This is a genomic window from Mucilaginibacter ginsenosidivorax, assembly GCF_007971525.1.
GTDB lineage: Bacteria > Bacteroidota > Bacteroidia > Sphingobacteriales > Sphingobacteriaceae > Mucilaginibacter > Mucilaginibacter ginsenosidivorax.
The window spans coordinates 7,128,515-7,152,391 of sequence record NZ_CP042437.1 but is presented as its reverse complement, the minus strand read 5'-3'; the positions used below and the strand labels follow the sequence as shown (position 1 = coordinate 7,152,391).

12 protein-coding genes are annotated in these 23,877 nt (G+C 43.4%); 5 read left to right on the top strand and 7 right to left on the bottom strand.

From position 1 onward, the window contains the following. Position 1 precedes the first annotated feature (1 nt). From FSB76_RS29385 to FSB76_RS29365, 5 genes are all read left to right on the top strand, one after another. Positions 2-1,591, top strand: a complete 1,590-nt coding sequence (locus FSB76_RS29385; RefSeq protein ID WP_147059880.1) for a SusD/RagB family nutrient-binding outer membrane lipoprotein — start codon at positions 2-4, stop codon at positions 1,589-1,591. Positions 1,592-1,714: 123 nt separating this feature from the next. After that, positions 1,715-5,026 carry a VCBS repeat-containing protein gene (locus FSB76_RS29380; RefSeq protein ID WP_147059878.1) on the top strand — a complete coding sequence of 1,104 codons (3,312 nt, stop codon included), beginning with the start codon at positions 1,715-1,717 and terminating at the stop codon, positions 5,024-5,026. Then, positions 5,026-6,372, top strand: a complete 1,347-nt coding sequence (locus FSB76_RS29375) for a vanadium-dependent haloperoxidase (RefSeq protein WP_147059876.1) — start codon at positions 5,026-5,028, stop codon at positions 6,370-6,372. Before FSB76_RS29380 ends, FSB76_RS29375 begins: the two co-directional genes overlap by 1 nt. A 57-nt stretch (positions 6,373-6,429) precedes the next feature. Beyond that, on the top strand, positions 6,430-8,595 hold the full coding sequence (locus FSB76_RS29370; RefSeq protein ID WP_147059874.1) for a glycoside hydrolase family 3 N-terminal domain-containing protein: 2,166 nt from the start codon (positions 6,430-6,432) through the stop codon (positions 8,593-8,595). A gap of 60 nt (positions 8,596-8,655) precedes the next feature. Then, positions 8,656-9,441 carry a mechanosensitive ion channel family protein gene (locus FSB76_RS29365; RefSeq protein ID WP_147059871.1) on the top strand — a complete coding sequence of 262 codons (786 nt, stop codon included), beginning with the start codon at positions 8,656-8,658 and terminating at the stop codon, positions 9,439-9,441. Position 9,442: 1 nt separating this feature from the next. Here the strand turns inward: FSB76_RS29365 and FSB76_RS29360 are convergent, their stop codons facing one another. The 7 genes from FSB76_RS29360 to FSB76_RS29330 form a co-directional block, all read right to left on the bottom strand. Then, positions 9,443-9,805 (bottom strand): hypothetical protein, encoded by a 363-nt coding sequence (locus FSB76_RS29360; RefSeq protein WP_147059869.1) that lies wholly within the window; start codon positions 9,803-9,805, stop codon positions 9,443-9,445. A 107-nt stretch (positions 9,806-9,912) separates the two neighbouring features. Next, the gene (locus tag FSB76_RS29355) at positions 9,913-13,014 is read right to left on the bottom strand and encodes a DUF5107 domain-containing protein (RefSeq protein WP_147059867.1); all 3,102 of its coding nucleotides are present in this window, start codon (positions 13,012-13,014) and stop codon (positions 9,913-9,915) included. Positions 13,015-13,024: 10 nt separating this feature from the next. Then, positions 13,025-16,015, bottom strand: a complete 2,991-nt coding sequence (locus FSB76_RS29350; protein ID WP_147059865.1) for a glycoside hydrolase domain-containing protein — start codon at positions 16,013-16,015, stop codon at positions 13,025-13,027. A 361-nt stretch (positions 16,016-16,376) separates the two neighbouring features. After that, positions 16,377-17,420: a c-type cytochrome gene (locus tag FSB76_RS29345; protein ID WP_147059863.1), complete on the bottom strand. Its 1,044-nt coding sequence runs from the start codon at positions 17,418-17,420 to the stop codon at positions 16,377-16,379. After that, complete coding sequence (locus FSB76_RS29340) at positions 17,420-18,856, bottom strand: aryl-sulfate sulfotransferase (protein WP_225976345.1); 1,437 nt, start codon at positions 18,854-18,856, stop codon at positions 17,420-17,422. The genes FSB76_RS29345 and FSB76_RS29340 overlap by 1 nt, the downstream gene beginning before the upstream one ends. A 70-nt stretch (positions 18,857-18,926) precedes the next feature. After that, complete coding sequence (locus FSB76_RS29335; RefSeq protein ID WP_147059861.1) at positions 18,927-20,444, bottom strand: RagB/SusD family nutrient uptake outer membrane protein; 1,518 nt, start codon at positions 20,442-20,444, stop codon at positions 18,927-18,929. Positions 20,445-20,489: 45 nt separating this feature from the next. Continuing rightward, positions 20,490-23,555 (bottom strand): SusC/RagA family TonB-linked outer membrane protein, encoded by a 3,066-nt coding sequence (locus tag FSB76_RS29330; protein ID WP_147059859.1) that lies wholly within the window; start codon positions 23,553-23,555, stop codon positions 20,490-20,492. Between the last annotated feature and the right edge of the window lie 322 nt (positions 23,556-23,877).

Here is a 23,877-nt window from a genome sequence, read left to right as displayed (position 1 = left end):
GATGAAAAAACGATATATATATAGTTGTTTGCTTGCCGGGGCTACGCTTTTTGCAGGCTGTTCAAAAAACTTTGATCAAGTTAACGTTAACCCTACCAAGGTAAGTGCTGACTTGTTTAATCCAAACTTTTTAATGGCACAGGCGCAAATCCAGTTTTCAAATACCGGATATGACCAGTTGTTATTTCAAAGTATGTGGTCTCAGGCTTTGGCCTCAACCTACGACTACTACGGAAACGGTGATAAATATGTAGCATCCGGAAGCTTCCAGGATTACAAAGCCCGTACATGGAATAATGGTTACAGTGCCACTACATTAATTGATGAGATGAAAAATCTTGTTAAAGGTAATGCGGCTTACAGCAACCTCGATAACTGCGGTACTATTTTACGCGTGTTGATGCTTGAACGTGTTACAGATGCCTACGGTGATATTCCTTTTTCACAGGAAGGCCAGGCGAAAACAGGTATTTTCACACCGGTTTTCGATTCGCAAAAAGATATCTACGCTTCTATGCTTGATCAGTTAGATAAAGCATGTGCTGCATTAGATGCATCAAAGGCAGGCCCTACAAGCGATTTGTTCTATAGCGGTAATGTTAGCCAGTGGAAAAAATTAGGCTACTCATTGATGCTACGTGCTGCAATGCGCTTAACCAAAGTTGATGCTGCAACCGCAAAAACATATGCCGAGAAAGCTTATGCGGGTGGTACAATGGCCAGTATTGCAGATAATGCAAAAGTAAAAGCCGATTATACTAATGGCAACGGTAACTCAGATGCAGCAGCATTATTGGTTACAGATGACTTTAGGGAAGTTAGATGGGGCAAAACACTCATAGATTATATGAAAAGCAGTGCAGATCCACGCGTTAGCGCCGTAGCAGAAATCTCTGCAGGAACCGGCAAAACAGCTAACGAAACTAAAGCAGCGGGTGTAAGTACCTATGCCTTACAAACCGGTATGCCAAACGGCTACGACTTAAAAGGCGGTACAACTGATATTTCAAAAGCTCCGGGATATCCTGGTACTTCGCCTGCTGATGCATCTGTTTCGGGCGATGCACCAGCACCAGTTGGCAAATACTCACGTCCTAAATTTGCAGTATACGATGATCGTAACCGCTACAACTTCCTGCTAACCTACGGCGAAACTGAGCTATTATTAGCAGAAGCTTCATTTAGAGGTTGGTCAACCGGAGTTGCAGCAACTCATTATGCAAATGCGCTAAAAGCTGATATGGAAACATTAAGTCAGTTTGGGACTACATCCGTTGATGCGGCTGCTATAACTGCTTATGTTGCAACCCATCCTTTAGTAGCAGGTACCGAGTTACAACAAATCAACATGGAATACTATGTAGAAACTGCGACAGTATTCAACTTTAACGAAAACTGGAATAACTGGAAAAGATCTGGCTTCCCTGTTTTGACCAAAGTATCTTACTCAAATCAGTTTGCTACAGACATACCAAGAAGATGTGATTATCCGGTTACGTTACCTTCAACCAACGGTGCAAATTATGCTGCCGCGGTTGCTAAATTAAGCGGTGGAGATAGCTTCACCTCAAGAATTTATTGGGATAAATAAAATTAAATTTTCTAGCAAACAGGGAGGCAATATTGCCTCCCTGTTTGCTTTTACTACCGCTACATTGTTTAACAATCTTTTTAGAACTGTGTGCCCAAAACATGAGTTTTAATTAAAGTATTTATGTCCCTATTTAATTCATATTTCTTAAAATGCTGTGTAGGTTTACCGGCTTTGGTTACCGTAGCATTTAGTTTTTCAATACTCCCCTCTTACGGCCAGCAGCCGTTATTTAAGCTGTTGACCAGTAAAGAAACCAACGTTAAATTTAGTAACGATATCAACGAGACAGAATCGCTTAACGTGCTGTCATACGAGTATTTTTATAACGGTGGTGGTATAGCTGTTGGCGATATAAACAATGATGGCCTGCCCGATCTGATGTTTACCGGGAATATGAAACCAAATAAACTTTACCTTAACCTGGGACACATGAAGTTTAAGGACATAACCAACGCCAGCCCCGACCTTGCCGGTCGCCCTGACTCATGGAAAACCGGAGTTACCATGGCCGATGTAAATGGCGATGGTTTACTGGATATTTACGTATGCTACTCGGGCAAAACCGATAATGCTACCCGTAGCAACCAGTTGTTCATTAACCAGGGTAACAATAAGTTTAAAGAACAAGCCAAAGAATATGGTTTAGCAGACCCTGGATACAGTACCCAGGCCGTGTTTTTTGATTATGATAATGATGGCGACCTTGACATGTTCCTGCTGAACCATAACATTAAAAAGATTGATAACATGGAACTGGCCCGTTATAAAGATCAAACCGATGAACTGGCCAGCAATAAGCTATTTCGTAACGACAACGGCCATTTTACCGATGTATCAAAAGCGGCCGGGGTAGTACAAAACCCGCTTACCTTTGGGCTGGGTGTGGCCATTGCAGATATTAACAAGGATGGCTGGCCCGATATTTATGTAACCAACGATTACAACGAACCGGATTATATATACATTAATAACCACAACGGTACCTTTGCCGAAAAATCAAAGGAAATGCTAAGGCATATGTCGCACTTTTCGATGGGTGTTGATATTGCCGATTTTAATAATGACGGCCTGCCCGATATTATGACCCTTGATATGTTGCCCGAGGATAACCACAGGCAAAAATCACTTCAACTGGAAGAAAACTACGAGTCCTTTGCGCTGATGCAAAACCAGGGACTTTACAAACAATATATGCGTAATATGCTGCAGCTAAATAACGGCGACGGCACATTTAGCGAAATAGCACAGCTGGCAGGCGTATCAAACACCGACTGGAGTTGGTGCCCCCTGATTGCCGATTTCGACAATGATGGTTACAAAGATATATTTGTAACCAATGGCTACCTGAGGGACTATACCAACAAAGACTTTTTACGTTACTGGGGCGATTACAAGATAAAAAAAGCCATGGCCGGCGAACCATTCCGCCTGATGGACCTGGTAATGGCCATGCCTTCAACAGCAGTGCCCGATTATATTTTCAAAAACAACCATGACCTTACCTTTACCAATAAACAGGTAGAATGGGGTATTAACCAGCAAAATATATCAAGCGGCGCAGTATATGCAGATCTGGATAACGATGGAGATCTCGACCTGGTGGTAAACAATATCAATCAGCCCGCATCTATCTACCAGAACACCAGTCGCGAGGTAAGTAACACCTCCTACGTTGCCGTAAAATTGCAAGGTACGGGCAAAAACACCAATGCCATAGGTGCTAAAGTAAGCGTGTACAACGGCAAAAACATCCAATACCAGGAGGTAAACCCCAACAGGGGATATTTGTCATGTGCATCAACAACACTGAATTTTGGTTTAGGCGAGATAAAGAAAGTTGATTCTATCCGGATTGTCTGGCCGGATAACTCCATCCAGTTATTAAAGGACGTTAATGCCAATCAGTTGCTCACGGTTAAATATGATCCAAGCGGGAAACTTTCGGGGCAAACTGCCGAAGTAAAGAAAACCATATTTAAACGCGCCGACCCCATTATTGAATTCAAACCTGAAGAAATTACACTGAACGATTTTAAACGCCAGTTATTAATGCTGTTCATGTACTCCAAAACCGCGCCGGTTATTGCCAAGGCCGATGTAAATGGTGATGGACTGGAAGATTTATTTGTAAGCGGCGAAAAAGACAGTCCTGGCAAAATATACCTTCAACAGGCCGGCGGAAAGTACCTGCCTAAAGATATAATTAGGGGCGGCACAGATAACATCGGCACAACGGCGGCTGCAGCTTTTTTTGACGCCAATGGCGATGGTAAAGTCGACTTGTATATTGCAAAAGGCGGTTATTCGTTATATGAGCCCAACACTGCCGATTTACAGGACGAACTTTATATAAACGAAGGTAATGGTCGGTTTGTGTTGTCGCCTACTGCCCTGCCGGTAATGAATGCCAACAGCAAATCGGTAGTTAAAGCGTGCGATTTTGATGGTGATGGCGATCTTGATCTGTTTATAGGCGGCCGTATAATACCGGGGCAGTATCCCGTTGCACCTCAGAGCTATCTGTTGGTTAACGATGGCAAAGGTAAGTTTACTACCGCCGTTGCACCATTTAATAAAATTGGCATGGTAACAGATGCCCAATGGATAGACCTGAATAACGATGGCCGCAAAGACCTGGTTTTATGCGGTGAATTTATGCCGGTAACCATTTTTGTCAACACTAAAGAAGGCTTTACCGATAAAACGGCTGATTATTTTAATACCCCGCAAAAAGGATTCTGGAATAAAATTGCTTTTGCCGATGTAAACGGTGACGGCAAACCAGACCTGATTGCAGGTAACCTTGGGCTAAACACCCAAATTAAAGCCACAGATAAAGAACCTGCCGAAATGTATTTTACCGATGTTGACGGAAATGGTTCTATCGATCCGTTTTTTAATTTTTATATCCAGGGTAAAAGCTACCCCTTTGTGAGCCGCGATGAGTTAAATGAGCAGATTTATCCCATGCGCCGCAAATTCAACTCGTACAAAATGTATGCTGATGCTACTATTAATGAGGTTTTTAGTGCCGATAACATGGCCAAAGCCGGCAAATTGAGCATTAATAATATGCAGACAACTTTGTACCTCAATATTAATGGCAAATTCACGGCAGCGCCATTACCAACAGAAGCACAGTTTGCCCCTGCAAGCCAGATCCTGACAGGCGATTTTGACCACGATGGACATACCGATATCCTTTTATTAGGTAACCACTCAGACAATCGCCTTAAGATTGGCAGTATTGATGCAAATTATGGCTGCCTGTTAAAAGGTGATGGCAAAGGCGGCTTTACTTATGTTAATCAGCCAACATCGGGACTTTCGGTCATGGGCGATGTAAAATCGGCAGTGGAGGTTAGTATCAACAATACATTATATTTACTGATAGGCGTAAGCGACGGGCCGCTTCAATTTTATAGAGAATAATGAATTACTTAAAAAAATCGCTCCTGGTATTTTGCGCGTTGATTGCACAGCAATGCTACGCTCAAAAAACCAATAATAATAATTACCCCGACTATTTGCAGCCAGACCATGCGGTAAACGCAGTAACCATGGTAATGGTACATGATGTGGTTGGCCCTCCTGTTGCCGCGCGTTACTACGCTTACGCGATGCTGGGCGCCTATAATATTGTAGCCGCCAACAATAAAAATATTCCCGCACTGCAAAAATTCATCAAGGATTACAAGGCCAACAGTACCCTGGATACTATCCGCTTAAAATACGACTATAAAATTGCTGCTTTTTACAGCATCATGGAAACTGCCAAACTACTGCTGCCATCCGGGTTTATGATGACTGATGACCAGGACGCCTTTGTGCAGTTGCTAAAAAAAACAAATATTGACTCCACCATCATTCAAAACTCCATCAAAGTAGCAAAGTTAGCTTCCGCGGCCGCTGTCGCGTTTTCAAAAACCGACCACTACAGCCAGTTGAGTGCGTTGAAAAGATATACCCCTATAAAAGACGAAAGTAAATGGTACCCTACCCCGCCGGGATATTTTGAAGCCCTGGAACCCAACTGGAAAACCATCCGCACAATGGTAATAGATTCGGCCAATCAATACAAACCGGCTCCATTGATCCCTTTCAGCAAAGATACCTCATCGGCATTTTACAAACAGGTAAAGGCTGTTTACAATGTATCAAAACACCTTTCGACAGAGCAAATTAACATTGCCCTTTTTTGGGATTGTAACCCATTTGCTATCACCACATCCGGCCATATGGCTATTGGTTATAAAAAGATCAGTCCGGGTGGGCATTGGATGCATGTAACTGGTTTGGTAACCCGCCAGGCAGGGCTTGATTTTGACCACTCTATCGAGGTAACAACTTTAGTGGGCGTTACGCTGATGGATGCCTTCATCAGCTGTTGGGAAGAAAAATTTACAAGTAACCGAATCCGCCCCGAAACTTTTATTAACCGGTACATGGATGTTAAATGGCAGCCTGTTTTACAAACCCCGCCTTTCCCGGAGTACACAAGCGGACACGCCGTTATCTCCAACGCATCGGCCGAAATGCTAACCTATTTGTTGGGCGATAATTTTGCCTATACCGATAATACCGAAATTCCCTTTGGCAGCGGCCAGCGCGATTTCAAGTCCTTCCGCCAGGCAGCAGCCGAAGCTTCCATGTCGCGTTTTTATGGCGGCATCCACTATATGCAAAGTATAGAAAATGGCAACGCGCAAGGCAAGAAAGTTGGTAACGCCATCATCACCAAAATAAAAAAAGCTGGTATATTGCCCCTTGTTAAATAAAGTTCATCTATCAGCGTAAATATCTGCCTTCGAATGAAATATATTACACATATCATTATGAAAAAGAGCGCCGCCTGTTTGTCTGGTTGCGCATTAATACTATCATCGTTATCTGCCATGGCGCAAAATACTCCTGTTTACAAAGATGCTTCGCAATCGATTGATACCAGGATAAAGGATTTGATATCTAAATTAACATTAGAAGAAAAGGTATCCTTATTGGGCTACAGGAGCAAAGCCGTACCCCGCTTAAACATTCCCGCTTACAACTGGTGGAACGAAGGCTTACACGGCGTGGCACGGGCAGGTGATGCTACCATATTTCCGCAGGCCATTGGTATGGCGGCTACATTTAATGAAAAACTGGTTGATTCCGTTGCCGACGCAATCTCAACTGAGGCGAGGGCAAAATACAACGTATCAACATCATTGGGGCGCCGTTTGCAATATATGGGCCTTACCTTCTGGACACCCAACATCAACATTTTTCGCGATCCACGATGGGGACGCGGGCAGGAAACCTATGGGGAAGATCCCTTTTTGACGGCACACATAGGATCGGCATTTGTACACGGGATGCAGGGAAAAGACAGCCGTTACCTGAAAGCCGCAGCCACCGCCAAGCATTTTGCAGCGCATAGCGGCCCCGAAGCTACCCGCGATTATTTTGATGCTATTGTTGATGAAAAGGACATGCGCGAAACGTACCTATACGCGTTCCACGCGCTGGTAAATTCTGGGGTAGAATCTGTGATGACGGCTTATAACAGTATTAACGGTGTGCCTAACTCTGTAAATAAGAACCTGGTAACCGATATCTTAAGGAACGAATGGGGTTTTAAAGGGCACGTGGTAACAGATTGCGGTGCGCTTGACGATGTTTTTTTAACACATAAAACCATTCCTACGGCTGTTGAAACTGCCGCCGCGGGCATAAAGGCCGGCATCGACCTGGATTGTTCGTCGGTTTTCCAGGGCGACCTGGTGAAGGCGGTACAACAAAAACTACTTACAGAAAAAGAAGTTGATGTAGCCCTGTCGCGTATCCTGAAAACCCAGTTTAAATTAGGCTTTTTTGACGAAGGCGGCGCAGCACCTTTTAAAAATTACGGTGCTGATAGTATTCACAACGAGGCTCATATTGCACTTGCCCGTAAGGTTGCTCAACAAAGTATGGTATTGCTAAAAAACGATAATAATGTATTGCCATTTAAACAGGGGCAATATACCAGCTTTATGGTTTTGGGCCCCAATGCGGCCGCTTTAGATGCAATGGTTGGCAGTTATCATGGTGTAAGCAGCAAAGTAATAAACTTTGTAGAAGGTATTACAGGCAATGTGGATAAAGGCACCCGCGTAGAATATGACCTGGGCTGCGATTATCGTGACACTACCCATTTTGGCGGTATCTGGGGTGCAGGCAATGCCGATGTAACTATCGCTGTAATAGGTTTATCGCCTGTATTGGAAGGTGAAGCCGGGGATGCATTCCTGGCCGAATCTGGCGGCGACAAAAAGACGCTGAGCTTGCCTGCAAGTGAAATAGCCTTTATGAGAGAATTGCGTAAGGGGGTTAAGAAACCTATCATAGCTGTAATAACTGCCGGCAGCGATGTAGATGTGGCCGCCATAGCGCCATATGCCGACGCCATTATATACGCCTGGTATCCTGGTGAACAGGGTGGTAACGCATTGGCCGATATTATTTTTGGAAAGATAAGCCCGTCGGGCCACCTGCCGCTTACCTTTTATAATTCGGTTAAGGATTTACCCGAATATACCAGCTATAGCATGAAAGGCCGTACTTACCGCTATTTTAGTGGTGCTGTGCAATACCCATTTGGTTTTGGCTTGAGCTATACTTCGTTTAGCTATGAGGCCACTGCTGCACCGGCTAAGCAATATGCTGCAAAGGACACCATTAGTGTGACTGTTAAAGTGAAAAACACGGGAAACATGGATGCCGACGAAGTTGTGCAGGCTTATATTAAATACCCTTCAATTGACCGGATGCCGGTTAAAGAGCTAAAAGGCTTTAAACGGGTAAGTGTAGGCAAAGGAAACGAGCAATTGATAACTATAAAAATACCAGTTAAAGAATTACAGAAATGGGACATACAAAAGCATGGTTGGAAACTTTATCCAGGTGATTATAAACTAATTCTGGGCAGTAACTCTGTCGACGAAAAGCTAAGTTCCAGCTTTAAGCTTACAGGCAAATAGGCAAAACTGAAACAAACTACGGCTCCTGAGGTTAAATAGTTATAACAATAGGTTATAATTATGAAGATTGAGAAGCTATATGACCACGTGTACGACTGGATAATTAAATACGGACCCGGCTTAATTGTTGGTGTGCTGGTGTTATTGGTGGGGCTTTGGCTCATCAACCTGTTTGTAAAATGGTCGCACTCGGGGATGCACAGGAAGAATGTGGATCCCTCTTTAAAACCCTTCCTGCTAAGCCTGATCGCGGTTGCGTTAAGGATATTACTTGTATTGGGTGTAATGCAAATAGTAGGCATCCAGATGACTTTGTTTGCAGCCCTTATAGGTGCCTTGGGTGTAGCTGTCGGGCTGGCTTTATCGGGCACATTGCAAAACTTTGCCAGCGGCGTACTCATTTTGCTGCTAAAGCCTTTTGTAGTTGGCGATAATATTATTGCCCAGGGACAGGAAGGAACGGTAATCTCGATCCAGATATTTTACACCGTGATAACTACCTATGATAACCGTACAGTGATAGTACCTAACAGCAAACTATCAAACGAGGTGATCATCAATATCAGTCGTGAAGGCACGCGCCGGTTAGACCTGGAATTAAAAATGCCAAACAACATCGATATCAAAGAGGTAAAATCTGTTATAGATGAAGCTATAAACAAAACCGAAAGCATTTTACCAAAGCCAGAACGGCGGATTGGCGTGGGCACCATAGAAGCCGATGGCTACCGGATTAATGTAAACCTGTGGGTAAATGCGCACGGTTTCCAGGACACCAAGCTGGCCATACAAGAGATCATTTTGCAAAGCATTAAAGATGCAGGCATCAAAATCCCCGGGATGTAAGCTATTTGTCGCTTGTGAGGTTGTTTTTATGTTTAAATATCCTTTGAATCAAAACGCGGATCAGCACATTTTCTATCGTGATTTTAAACAACCGGCTGAGGAGTGATAAAAACAGGTAAAGCAATGTTACGCAGCCGAAACCGGCCCAGTTTGAGCCTAAAAAATTGCCAGCCAAAAAGGCCAGTGTCAGCGTAATAAAAACAAATGCAACCATGAACACGGTAGCCATAGCCACATCTGTTATAATAGCCGAAATGATAGTTGTGCGCTGTGCTATAGCTTGATATTTAAGCAGCTTATAACGCGTTTCAAAATATTGCTTTATTTGTTTTACAAGAGGTTGGTAAGTATCATTTGTTTCCATAAGCAGGTATAGATTTACTTAAGGAACAGAATACAATAAAAATGGTTTAATAAATTAATTAAAAAGAAACTAATTTATTAAACCAAAGATTAGGTAAAAACAAAATTTTAAATCAACTCTTTAAGTATCCGTATCCCGGCATCGCTTATTGTTGTTTGCTGATAGCGTTTAGCTTCAAACACGGCCTTAACCCATTGCAATACTTTGTCATCGGGATATTGTTTAATCTCGGTATTCAGCCAATTGGCAGCAGCACCCCTATCCTGTAGTTTTTCAATTGCCCAGGCCGTAACCAAATCATTCGCCGGTAAAAAGTTACTTACCGTATTCTCTATTTTGGGTTTAAAGGCAATAATTTTTTGCAGGGATTTGTTGGCTTCATCAGTATCCCCTTTTTTGAGATAGCATTGATAGTTCATCCAATCCTCCAGGCGTTCGTCCACGTTTTCGGCATATGGTTTCCCTACGCCAAGATTAGCAGGCCATTTTTTTGCTTGGTTGATAAAAGCTATTGCACCACTATAGTTTTTCGATTTTATTTTTTGGACCGCCTGCATCAGTTCTGTTTCGCGATATAGTTCGCGGCCAATAGTAGCGCCTTCAAAAGGCAGAATGTTAATACGGGCTAATAATTTACCACATTCGTTATAGCGCCTGTTAAGTAACAGTGTTTTGGCATATAAAATTCCGGTGATGTAATTATCCTGGTGAGCTTTATAAAAAGGTTCCACGGTAGCCAAAGCATCGGCATATTGATTATGATTTACATAGTACTCGCCAAGCAATTTATTATAGCGCCAGCCCTTGTCCAACTTTGTCGCCATTTTTAAATCGGCAATATCGCTTGTTCCCATCTGCATGGCCGCCCGGGCAGCATAAAATGGCGCAAAATCTGGCAGATTATCGCATTGGGCAAAAAGCTTTTTGCTTTCCGCTATCCGGTTACGGTCTTTATACAACAGCGCCAGGAAATACTTAGGTTTCCAGCTGCTGTTTTGCTGCACTACCCATTGTAATACCTCAGCATCGCTATTGCGGAACGGAAACACAAAGGCGGCGCTTAACGCGTTGGCTTTGGTCAGCAGTTCTGCGTAAGATTTTCCTTGTTGATGCGCTAAATAGGCCAGCTTATAAACAACCAAAGCATTAACCGGCGATAGCTGCAAAACCTGCTCACTTTCGTTAACACAGCCGTTTTTATAATAACTATCCGCAAGCTCTAAATAACTTTCAATAGGTTGCTCGTTCCGGATCATGGAGCCGAAGCCTGTTTTATTTGCTTCTGTTGCATTTAACAAATACTTTTCAAACGCGGCGAAATGGCTAAGCGGTTCAAAAACCAATATCGTTTCCAATACTTCGGCAGCCTTTTTATCGTCCTTTAACTGCCGGTAAGCAATGGCCTGCACCTGCAAAGCTCCTATATCATACCTGTTAAAATCCAGCGCCTTTGAAGCAAACTCAAGGGCCTTTTCGTAATTCTTTTCTTTAAGATACAAACTACCTAAAGCCGAATAAGCAGCGTTTCTGTATTCTACCGATAACGACGCAATATCAAAACCATCTTTGGCGTCAACCACGTTTCCTAATTGTGTATTGATAACGCCGTAATAATAATTGGCAGCCCCATCGTTAGTGTTGATGCTCAAAGCGGTTTTAATGTAGTTTAAAGCATCAGTATAGCGCATATTATGATACATCAGTACAGCGCTTTGCACCAGTGCGGGCAGGTAATATGGGTCTTTATTTAATGCTTCGGTTAGCTTGATTTCTGCATCGGGGTACATTTTTTGATCCATTAATTCTTTACCCTGTGTGTACAGGCCATAGGTGCTGTTCCAGTCAAAACCGGCTGGTAAATCAAGCGGTCGGCTTAAATTATCGGCATCTGGCCCGGCATCATAAATGAGTTTGTTGCCGCCTATGCTTACTATTACATCTTTGGCATCCGCCTTGATAGAATCAGCGAAGATTTGTAGGGGATTAAGGGTTAATTTTTTACTGTAGATAACCTGACCGCCCTGTTTTACTTCAAGCACATCAGCTGTTTTTTGTACCGGGTTAAAGTATAATTTGAGCCAGCCATCAGCGGCTTTCACATTTAAGGCACCGTAGTTATTAGCTTTTACAAAGCCTTTGGTTTTCATAACCGGGTACCAATACTCCGTCCAGGTATCTGATGCGCCGGGTGCAAAACTTTTATGTTTAAATGGTGTAAAAGTACTTTTAGGCGATGTTTGATTAAACAACCTGCCCGATTGAATTTCAGAATATTGCCCGTCGTTATCAGTCAGCAATTTTTCCCATATCATACCCTGGTCTGATAGTCCCCATATCCAGATCTTTTTGCCTGCTTTATCTTCGTGGCCGCCATAACGTGCCATGCCAAAATCATCATCGTGCCAGTAAGCACCAAAAAAATCGGTGTACTTGCCAAATACGTGGTATGATTTGTAGCCGCCAAAATTGTTGTTTTCGTAAAAAGATATGTCCTTCCCGTTTTGTTTATTTACCGGCCAGTCGCTATACTCTCCCTGGTGGCCCAGGTAATTGGTACCCGGAAAAATATATTGCAGGTTACCCTTTGTTTTTATCCCGGTGTTCATCCAATGGTAATAGGGCTGCTCAATCGGGGTCGAGTTGTACCAGAACGATTTAGTGGTAAAGTATGCTTTATCTTTAGGCAGGTTAACCTCCATTGTCCAGGTGGTGCTGGTGAGCAGGTCAAGTACGCTGATGATGCAGCTTACACTGCCATCGGTGTTTTTACGGGTAAGGTAATCAACCGGCGTTACCGAATTTGGAGTATGGCCGATGATGCCGTAATTAGGTTCGATACCGCCGCTTGTCCAGGGGCCGCGCATGGCAATGTCCCTGAATTTGATCACATGATTTTCATAAACAATAGGCTTACCGGTTGATTTTTCGATAGCCGACCAAATCTTCCCTCCTATCTGTGGCATTATGGTAAGCCTGATGTACTGGTTTTCCAGCTCTACTATCTTCCATTCTTTTGATACCGGTTTATCCGTAAATCCGTCGTAACGGAAATACGGGTAAACGTTGGTAAAGTTGGGGATTGGGTTAGGATCAGAGAAGGGATAACTGATAATTATTTTGTTATACTCCTTTACACTTGCTTCCTGCTGGGCAAAAGCACTCCCTGTGCCTATGTAAAAGCATAAGGCCATCAACCATTGTTTCTTCATCAGCTTAGCTTTATTTAATGATCAATAACCAGCCTTTTCCCTTTTCAACCGGAATCCTGTCATTTAAACCAAATGTTTTAGCCGGCTGGAAACTTTTGATTTCCGGTGCGGTAATTGTGGCTTTAGCAGGGTCGATGCCCAGTTTTTTCCAGTCGATAGTCAATTTAAAATCGGTATCGGCATCTTCCCAGCTGGCTATAGATACCATTGCCGCACCAGCTTTTTTGTAAACAGTTGCCAGTACCTTGGTTTTATCGGTTTTTACCGGGTTATCATTAACCCAGTAGCCAATCATTTTGGTGCCCTTCATACCAAAGTTATCCCAGGCTTTCCATATCGGTCTCGGATCGGCGCCATCGCTCCAGGGCATGCGGTTAGTCATCCCGTATACCATACCCCGCCATTTATTACCGCCGCCTTGCAACATTTCGCCCATTAAACCAAACGGGATACCGCTTACCTCGGTCAGGAAAAAATCGGGGTCATTCTTTTCGTAGTCAAAGTATTCGCCAAACCACAGGCGGTTCAGGTATGGAAAATGCTCCATGTACAGGTTGGCGCTGTTATTAAAACCATCACTTTTGTTGTATTGATTGGCCGAGTGAAGATCGATTATACCGGGGTGCCCATCTTTAATAAGTACGCGTTTAACACGCTTCATAGTTACACGGTCAAAGGCCACATCGTCTAAATAAATGCCATCAATACCTACGTTTTGGGTAAGCCAGTTCATGCCTTCTACGTAGTAGTTATGCCAGCGGTTCATGCCACTGTTAATAATGGCGGCATCCTTAATTTCGGGAACAAACCAGGCGGCAATGTAATCGTCGCCAACGTGCTCCTGCAGCCAGCTGAAACCGCCACCTTTACCGGGCGAATAAATTTCGTGCCCAAGGCTGCGGAGCGCGAAAGTTTCATAAGCATGGTTGGATAACTCGCGTATGGTGTTGTAAATTTTCACTTTTAACCCTGCCGAATGAGCCGAATCATCATAGGCCTTCATTTTATGCCAGGCAATAAACGGGTAGTTGATGGTTGGGTTGATTGCCGTAGCATGGTGAATGTTTATTAAGCTTGCACCTGCTGCCTTAATGGTATCAATAGGTTTGTAAGCATGATAAAACCTGGTGGCCCACTGAAAATCGGTGTTAATGGTATGGAAAGGGGTAATAAGCAAGGTAAAGTTGTAGTACAGCTCCTCTCCTTTTTTCAAATTCCGTTCGCCGCTGTAGTTGTTTACCAGCACCGCTTTACCGTCAAAGGCAATTTTTATACCGCCTTTATTATCATTGCCCCATGACGATGGCAGGATCAATGGTTTTTGCAGGTAGAAATTGGTATTAAGCGGACGAACGTATTTTTCATCGCGCAGCGAATACTGCAAACCACCGTTTACGTTGCCAACCCAGGCGCCATCCTGGTTTTTATGGGCCACATCCCATTTCCACTCAAAATTTTCGGGCCGGTCTCCGCCTTTTTGACCAAGGCCCATCATATATTTGGCAAAGTCCTTTTTAAGGGGGATATGCATATTTATCTCCTTTAAACTTACGTCCTGCAAGGCTTTTACCTTTACCGTATAAGCCATAAAGCCGTCAAACTCCAGCGATGCGGATACATCCATTTGCAGGCTATCATTAGCGTTTACGGCTGTCCACTGTACTGTACCGGCTTCTTTTTTATTGAATTGCACACCCTGGCTTTTCAGGTTAATTTTTTTGCCGTCAGCATTTATAAAATGAAAGTGAATGCCTTCGGTAAGCAGGTTATTTGGCGTGGCGGCGTATTCCGTCATTTCGGGCGTAAAGTAAGTTTGTACCTGTTTAGGGAAACCATCTTTATTTACCTCCACCTTTCTGCCCAGCAGGCTAATAGTATTGCCATCAACTTTTAATGGTGTGTACGGTGCAATTACCGTATTTTCCTGCGCCATGGTTGAATTTAACCACCCCAGGCGGGTCATTTTATAAGGCTCATTTACGCCGCCATCTTTTAGTATTTTGCTGTTTACCTTTATAGATATTGTAATCACTTTGGCAGCCTTGCCATCAGCCAGGATAGTAGCTTTACCTGTATAAATTGATGGCAAAGCGGAAACGGGCACATCCACACCGCACCATAAAGCCTGGATATCGCCCTGCGCTACGTTTACGGTTTTGGTTAGCGGTTTAGCATCATAAGTGGTACCGCCTGTATTGATGCAAAACAATGCCGATGCGGGGATGATTTTGCCGGCCGGCGAAGTAAGGTTACTAAATGTAACCTTTACATTTTCGATGTTCTGCAGCGCGTAAACACCCAACTGAAAGGCAAAGTTTTCGCCACGGGCAGCCACTCCCGTATATTTGTTTTGCGGACCGAGTTCTATCCATCGTTGTGGCAAATCTTTGGTCATACGGATGGCGTTTAACCTGTCTTCCGGGAAAACCAGGAAGTCTTCTTTTTCATTTTTGCCGATCAAAGCATTGGTCTCTGCTTTAGTGGCTATCACCTCCATCGGGTAAAAGCTATTGAAAGCATCTATGGATTGAAAAGCCTTAACGGTAACCCCTGTAACAGCATCATAGTTAGATACTTTTTGCATCCATTCGTTCGAGGCCGTTTTCTCGGGCTTTAAATAAACTCCCCTTGGATAGTTAGATCGGCCTTCATTTTTGTAAGGCATGTAATAAACATAGTACGTACCCGTTCCCGAAGTTGGTTCAAAAGTTATTTTACCTTTTTCCCGGGTGATATCGTTTACGTATACGTTGGTTATTTTTTTGTTTGTTTTTGCATCAACCAAAATAATACGCTTATCCTGTGGGTTGGCGTCACGCCTTCTCCAGGGAATATCAGCCACCACTATTGCTGCCGACGAACCTGTGTATGATAGTACTACCCGGTGATTTCCTAATGAATCGGGCAGCCAGCATTTTTCGCAATTGGTATAAGGTATTTTTTGTGCCGAAGCAGTAAAACCACCTAACAGAAAAATGATGGCGAAAAGTTGTTTTTTCATGGTTTAAATTTAGTCAGTACTTTTAATATAATATGAGGCAGTCAATCCAATTTATTCATTGCGATTGGGTTGAAACCCGGTGCATTTGATTTTTTTATTCCCTGCTAGGGGAGCTACTGTGTGTAATATCTTTAAATCAAATAAAATGTCATTTCGAACGAGGTACGAGGAGAAACCTTACACGCCTTACATCAAGATAAGCCGCTCGGAATGTAGGGCGTATAAGATTTCTCCTCACCCCACTGCCCTAATCCACCTCTGATTCGTTCGTATGACATTTTTTATCTATTAATATGTTTTCAAAAGATGTAGGAACCCCACAAATCCCCATCGCTGTTTTCCAAAAATCCCTCGCTCAATATTAAATAACCGGCGTAATTCCCTTACCTTCCCAGTAATCAATAATTGGCTTATAGGGCCCATATTTATGTTGTTGTTCTGAAAAAGGATCTTTAAATGGCCCTTTATCATAATCAATTGCTTTCTCTTCGTGGTTAGGATAGTCCTCCTCTTTGGTTGTCTTGGCAGCGGGCCGCTGATGTTTTTTATCATCGTTTATATAAGCTGCTATGTCCAATGCTTCGGCATCCGTTAAAAACGTGGTGCCGGGCGTGGTTTTATCATAAGGCATATTGGCTTTTAACCATTGCGCCAGTTTAACTACACGGTGCATACTGGAGCCCGGGCGATATGCCAGCAGTCCCCATACTGGCGGGTATTGGTATGCTACGTTATCAAAAGCCATTTTGCCCTCGCCGTTTTTTGCGTGGCAACGTTCGCAATGCTGCGCGTAAAGCTTCTCGCCATGATCAGATGATGCCGCTACATCGGGCAGTTCAACCGTCATGTTTTTTAGCCCTTTGGTACGGGCATCAACGTGTGATGAATCGCTCAGGAACTTTAAATAGGCCATTATAGATACCATTTCCCTGCTATCCAGCGGCAAAGGCCTGCCCAGGTTTGGCCGCATTACGCAGTTGTTAATCCGCTCGGCCAGCGATAAAATGCGGCCTTCCCTTGCACGGTACTGCGGATAATCTTTAAACGACCTTACCAAATTAAAAGCATAAGGGCGTGTGCCCGCATCCCGGTGGCAATTGGTACAATTCATTTTATTACCCGTATAATGGCCGTTAACGCCATTGGGGCCGATATAATACGCAGTATGCAACATCAGCTGCCTGCCGTACTTCACCGCATCGCCATATTTGCCATGTGGTATTTTTGCGGTATCAATACTTACCAGGCTATCGGCTGCTGTTGTCACAGAGTCGGCACTGCCTGCTGGTGTACCGCCATTTGCGTTGCAGGACGAAAATAATTGTACGCTGTTTGCCAAAACAAAAATGGCAAACAAGATTACTACATATTGATATTTTTTATTCACTTTAATATACTTAATCATCACCAGGATATACTTAATGGTTTTAAATACGGATCGAGCTGTTTGTATTTGATAAAGCCGGCGCGATAGGTTGGCACAGATGTTTCCATAGTCCACTGCAAAACGCCTTTATTATTGGTTAATACTATGATGTGCCTTTTTGAGCAGCACACCAACGTGGTGGTATCATTTACCAGGTATGCACTGCCCATCCTCCCGTTAAAAATTTGTTTGGGCAGCAGGAAGTGTGTATCAATCTTCGAGGTTTTGCTCTGCTCGTCAATCTTCATGGCAAACACACCCGACTGGTGTTTTTCTACCCCGTTATCAAAAAACATCAGTTCGCCTTTGGCATTAATGTGGGCTGCGTGGGCCTGGGTAAAATTACATTCGGCAGGCATGGCAATATCGCCGCCTTTGCCAAATTTATAAATCACTTTGCCCGTTTTGGCGTCAATCTTCCATATCTGGCCGTTGTTGTAAAACGACATGAGGTAATTGCCATCGGTATCATAATTCAGGCTGTTGGCGTGCATCCAGTCTTTTTTGGTTTTCAGCAGTTTTTTATCTTTCAGCGGATCGAGCACATCAAACACGCTCCATTTATAAAGCTGTTTGCCTTTGGTATCCATCACCATAATACCATCGCCATTAACGGTATCTTTTTGGGCACCGCCAATGCAGGTTAAATCCATGATCTTTTGATCTACAAAAAGGGTGACTATCTGCCCTTTATCATTTTTTAAAATCTCATGGTGTATGGTTTGCTTAAAATCGCCCTGGCCCTTTTTAAGGTGCAGTAAGGTGTCGCCCAGCAGATTAATTTCCAATATCTCGCTGCCGTAGCTGGTAGGCTCGTCATTACGGCCTAAAATAGAAAGCAAAGTATTATCTTTTGTAAAGTTAATTACCTTAAAGCCAACCCTATCTATCATGTGGTACCACCTGATGTTTCCCCACGAATCAACCAAATAGGCTATACCGGGTGCATAGCGTTTATTGATGAGCATCAGGCCATCATTAAACTCAGCAGGCAGTGTTGTTTTTTCGGCGGTTTTTGCCTTAAACTGATCCTGCAGAAAAAGCGGTAACTGGTGCGATTTAAAATCGTAAGTTTTACTTACTTTCTCGACGCCATTTTGCAGAGTGACGATGTTATAAAAGTATTTGGTATCGGGCGCGATATTGGTAAGTACAAACGAATGTTTAGTATTAGCTTTTGATACCGGAGTATAAAACCCGATACTTTTAGGCACATCGGCCCAGTATTTTACGCGTATATCTACAGCTTTTGAAGTTGTTACATCAACCTGGATCTTTAATTCGTTGTTATTATGCAAGCCAACATTTACCTGTTCAATAATTTGCCCGTTACCGCATCCGCTAAAAACGGCAGTACCTGTCAGCACGGCCATCATCAGCCAACACCTGGAAAAAAAACTATCTTTTATACTCATCGTACTAAATAAATGAAGAATATACGGCTTCTTAAACCGTATATTCTTTAAGCTGACAATCCCCGGGCTATTATTGCTGCCTGCCCGAGTTGTTCAAATTAGGGTTAATTGTAACCTGGTTAAGCGGATACGGGAAATACTGATCGCGCGGTAATTGAACGGTTTGTGTTTGACCGGTACGTTTCAGGTATGCATTTACAACCACATCATATTTACCAAAGCGCATTAAATCGGCCCTGCGTTTACCTTCATAATAAAGCTCCCAGCCACGTTCCTGCAATAGGGCGTCGCGGAAGGTAGCCTGGGTAAGCGAGGCGGCAACCAATTGCTTGGCGTGCGAACGCGCTTTAACCTGGTTTACCAGCCCAACGGCCTCGGTTGTTGGCCCACCTAACTCATTCAATGCCTCTGCCCTGCTTAATAATACATCGGCATAACGTAAAATATCAACACTATGGCCATCATAGTAGGTATTTGCGCCATTAGGGTCAGCGTATTTCATGGTTGCAACATCGGGCATATATAAAACGCCCGCGGGAGGCGTAGCACCCAAAGTTGGCGCTTCTTTGTGGGTTAATCCATCAACGCCTTCATATTGGGTAAAGAACATTTTTTTACGGTCGTCTTCATCGCCATAGCTGTTATAAAAATCCCAGGTTACGGCGTAGTACTGCCACCTGTCGGTAAGTACCGGGTGGTTAAGCGGACCAAAGTGGTTTAATAGCTCGGTTCCGTTAACATTGGCATCGCTCAGCACCGAAAATATGTTTTCTGAACACCATTTATTGTCTTCCTTAAACAAACCCGAATAGCTGGGATACAACTGGTATATGTTTAAATCCATTACCTGCCTGGTTAAGTCGGCAGCTTTTTGCCATTGTTTTTCGCGCAGGTATAGCTTGGCCAATAATGTCATGGCGGCACCTTTGGTAGCACGGCCAACATCATTGGTTGAATAATATTTGTTACCGGCATAATTTGCGGGCAAAGTGCTTATGGCAGCTTGTAAATCTGCTATCAGCAGCGCATCAATAGTGGCTACAGGCGTAACCGGCGGCTGGCTGGTGTATTTGGGGTTAGCAACATCTTTCTCGGTAACCAAAACCACAGGTCCCCAGGCATCGGTAAGGTCAAGGTACGCTACTGCGCGTAAAAATTTAATCTCGGACAGAAACTGGCTTTTAGCATCATCGCCAATGGTAGTCATCGCCGAAAGGTTATAGATGGCGTTGTTAGCATCGGCAATAAGTTTATAAATCTGTTTCCAATCCTCGGCTAATAAACCGTTTGCCGAGTTCCATTGAACAAGCGAAAGCTGACCAGGGTCGCCGCTGTAGCTACAGTGGCCAACATCGGTGGTTAAATCCGTAAGGGCAAAGTGCCTTACTGTCCAATAGTCAAAGTTATCGCCAACAGCCGGGCCTTTTAAACGTGCGTAAACCGCGTTTACAGCCGCTACCGCATCAGATTGGGTACGAAACGCATTGGTGCTGGTTAAGCTGCTGTATACCTTAGGATCGAGGTTTTTATTACAGGAGAACTGCAAACAAACCGCCGCTATGATTAGGGAAATACTATATTTTTTCATTTGCTTTAATTTTATGTTGATCCGTTGAGGGATGATTTATATTGATTAATGAACAGACACTTTAATACCAAAAGCAAAAGTTCTGAAAGCCGGGAAGGAGTTAAAATCCAAACCGCCGGATGTGTTGCCGGTATGAACGTTCACCTCGGGGTCGGTTCCTTTATAGCCGGTTACGGTAACCAGGTTCTGCGCTTCGGCATACAGCCTTATTCCCTGCACAATTTTGATGTGCTGAAATAATGATGAAGGGAAGCTATAGCCCAACGAAACTGATTTTAAACGGGCGTAAGAAGCATTTTCAACAAAACGGGAGTTTACATAACCACCATAAGTGCTCAGGAAATAACCTTCGCGGGGGATATCTGTATTTTCGTTTTTACCGGCAACGAACCTGTTCAAAGCATCGGTGCTTGTGGTTGATTCCAGCACCAGCCTGTTCATGTTAAACAATTTGTACCCGAATGCACCCTGGATAAAAATGTTCAGGTCGAAACCTTTGTAATGAAAATCGTTACCAAAACCCATGCTGTAGTGAGGATTTGAGTTACCCAGGTATTTCTGATCGGCCGGTGTTATTACGCCATCGCCGTTTACATCTACATATTTAGGATCGCCTGCTTTTGAATTTGGCTGCGGCGAGTAGGTTTCGCCGGTTTTAAGTACACCTGCATAAACATAGCCATATAACATGCCTAATTCCTGCCCTACTTCCAGCCTCGAAAATTCCCGGCCGGATACTGTACCGCTCGGGTTAGCAGTATTGCTGCTGATGGTTTTTATGCCGCCCAGGTCTAACGCTTTTTGCTTATTGTATGAGATGTTAAAACTGCTGTTCCATGAAAAACTATTAGATCGGATGTTGTTGGTATTGATACCAAGTTCGATGCCCCTGTTTTCGATAGCCCCGCCATTTACCAGTTGGGTACTAAAGCCCCACCATTGGCCAATTGGGATATTGATTAACAGGTCTGAAGTTTTTTTACGATAAACATCGATGGTGGCGTTAATACGGCCATCGGCAAAGCCCATGTCTAAACCAGCATCTAACTGGGCTGTACTTTCCCATTTTAAGTTAGGGTTTGATAAGCTGGAAGGCTCTATACCTACCTGCAAAGCGCCGCCCGGGCTAAGCACCGTGCTGTAGTTGCCAAATGTACTCAGGTATTGATAGTTGTTGATCCTATCGTTACCGGTAACACCGTAGCTAACCCGCAGTTTTAAGCTCGAGAATGTATTCAGGTTTTTTATAAAATCTTCATCTTCAAGCTTGTATGCCAAAGCACCTGAAGGAAAGATACCATGCCTGAAATTGCTGCCAAATTTTGATGAAGCATCGTCCCTTAAGGTAAAGGTTGCCAGTATTTTATCTTTATAAGCATAGTTTAACCTGCCGTAATAATCGGTTAGCGACGATTCTGACTTACTGCTTCCGTAAGCGCTGTACCCGTTATTGGAATAAGCTGTGGAGCCCGCGCTTAAATTATAATACAAAAACACATCCGTAGGGAAGCCTTTGGCACCTGCATTTAATAACTCACTTACATCGCGCTGATTGGAATTACCTACCAATAAAGTAAACGCGTGATCCTTAAAGTTGTATTTATAGGTCAAATAGTTTTCAACCAACCACCTGAAAGCTGTCGACATTTGCTCGGAGGCTATACCGCCATTTGCTTTGCCCGCAACCAAAGTTCTCGGCGTATACTGGCCTGCGGTAACCTGGCTATACTCGCTGCCTGCGCCCAGGTGATAGGTTAAGCCTTTAAATAAAGTATAATCTAAGGAAACGTTACCATTTATCAGCTTGCTGCCACTTTTGTTGGTTGGCTCCAACAGCGATGCAAGGGCGTTGTTTTTACCCTGGTACACGTAATAACTGCCATCGGCATTGTAAACCGGGATGTTGGGCTGCGCGGTTAATAAGCTAAACAACGGTGCGGTAATATCACCCGAGTATGATTGCAAAGTTGAATTTGAGCTTGCGCCATAAAAGTTAGCACCCAATTTCAGGTTTTCGTTTAAGGTTTTCTCGGCGCCTATCCTGGCAGTATATCTTTCCAGGCTGGTGTTTTTTAATACGCCCAATTGTTTCAGGTAATTGCCGGATACATAAATTTTTGAGTCCTTATCGGCGCTGCTGATACTCAGGTTGCGGTTTTGAACGGTTGCATTCTGTGTTGCAGCTTTTAACCAGTTGGTATTGGCCAGCGGAAAGTTTGAAGGGAATATGGCCGGTTTGCCATCTTCAATAGCCGTAGCATTTTGAATATCGGTGTACTGCTGTCCGTTTAATAAAGAGGGATGATAAGTTAAATACTGGTAACCATTTGAAACATCGGCATCAACGGCAACTTTACCAATTTTTCCTTTTTTGGTAGTGATCAAAACAACACCATTACCACCACGCGAACCGTAGATTGCAGTTGCCGACGCATCCTTCAGGATCTGGATATCATCAATGTCATTTGGGTTAATCTGGTTGCCGTTATCGGTAATAAAACCATCAACTACATATAATGGCGAGTTGCTGGTATTAATAGAGTTACCGCCGCGTATGGTAATAGATATAGTACCGCCCGGTGCAAAGCTTGATTGTTGTACCTGCACACCGGCTGCTTTACCCTGTATGGCCTGGCCCAGATTTGATGTTGTCCCCCCTAAGTTAAGGTCATCGGCTTTTACCGAGCTTACAGAACCGGTAAGGTCGCTTTTTTTAACCGAGCCGTAACCTACAACTACCACCTCATTCAGTTTGTTAAGGTCTTCCTGCAGGGTTACGTTTATTGTTCCGCTGGCGGTAACTTCCTGAGTTTTGTACCCTATATAGGATATAATTAAAATGTTGGAGCTGCCTTTAAGGGTAATTTTAAATTTCCCGCCCAGGTCTGTCGATGTGGTGTTTTTAACGCCCTTTTCGCTAATTGTTGCGCCAATGATAGGTCCGTCTTTATCTTTTACGCTACCTGTAATAACAGTTTGTGCGCTGGCCAGTACAGGCAGCAATACAAACAGGTAACAGCATATCATTTTAACAAGGGCGCCATAAAGCTTCTTTTTTAAAAGATTGCTTTGTGTGAAGCCCGGATCAGGATGTGTGTAAATTTTAATCATACATTTTGGTGTTAGTATTAATTAATTGTTGTTGGTTTTGAATAGTTTCTGTTGGTTTTTCAATATTGGAAATTAGATATACAGGCTTGAAAAAGCCTGTTTTAACACAGCGCAAACGTTTGCTTAACACCAACTTTAACTACGCAAACGTTTGATAAATAGCAAATTGCAGCTATGCAACAAAGCAAAGCACACAGATTTGCAATGTTTTAAGCCCTTTTTACCAAATGATTTTACCGGATTCTTCCGAAAACTTCCTGTTTTGGACGAGTGGCGATTTTTTTTGATTTTGAGGAGAATGAAGTATTGAGCCCAGCTGCCA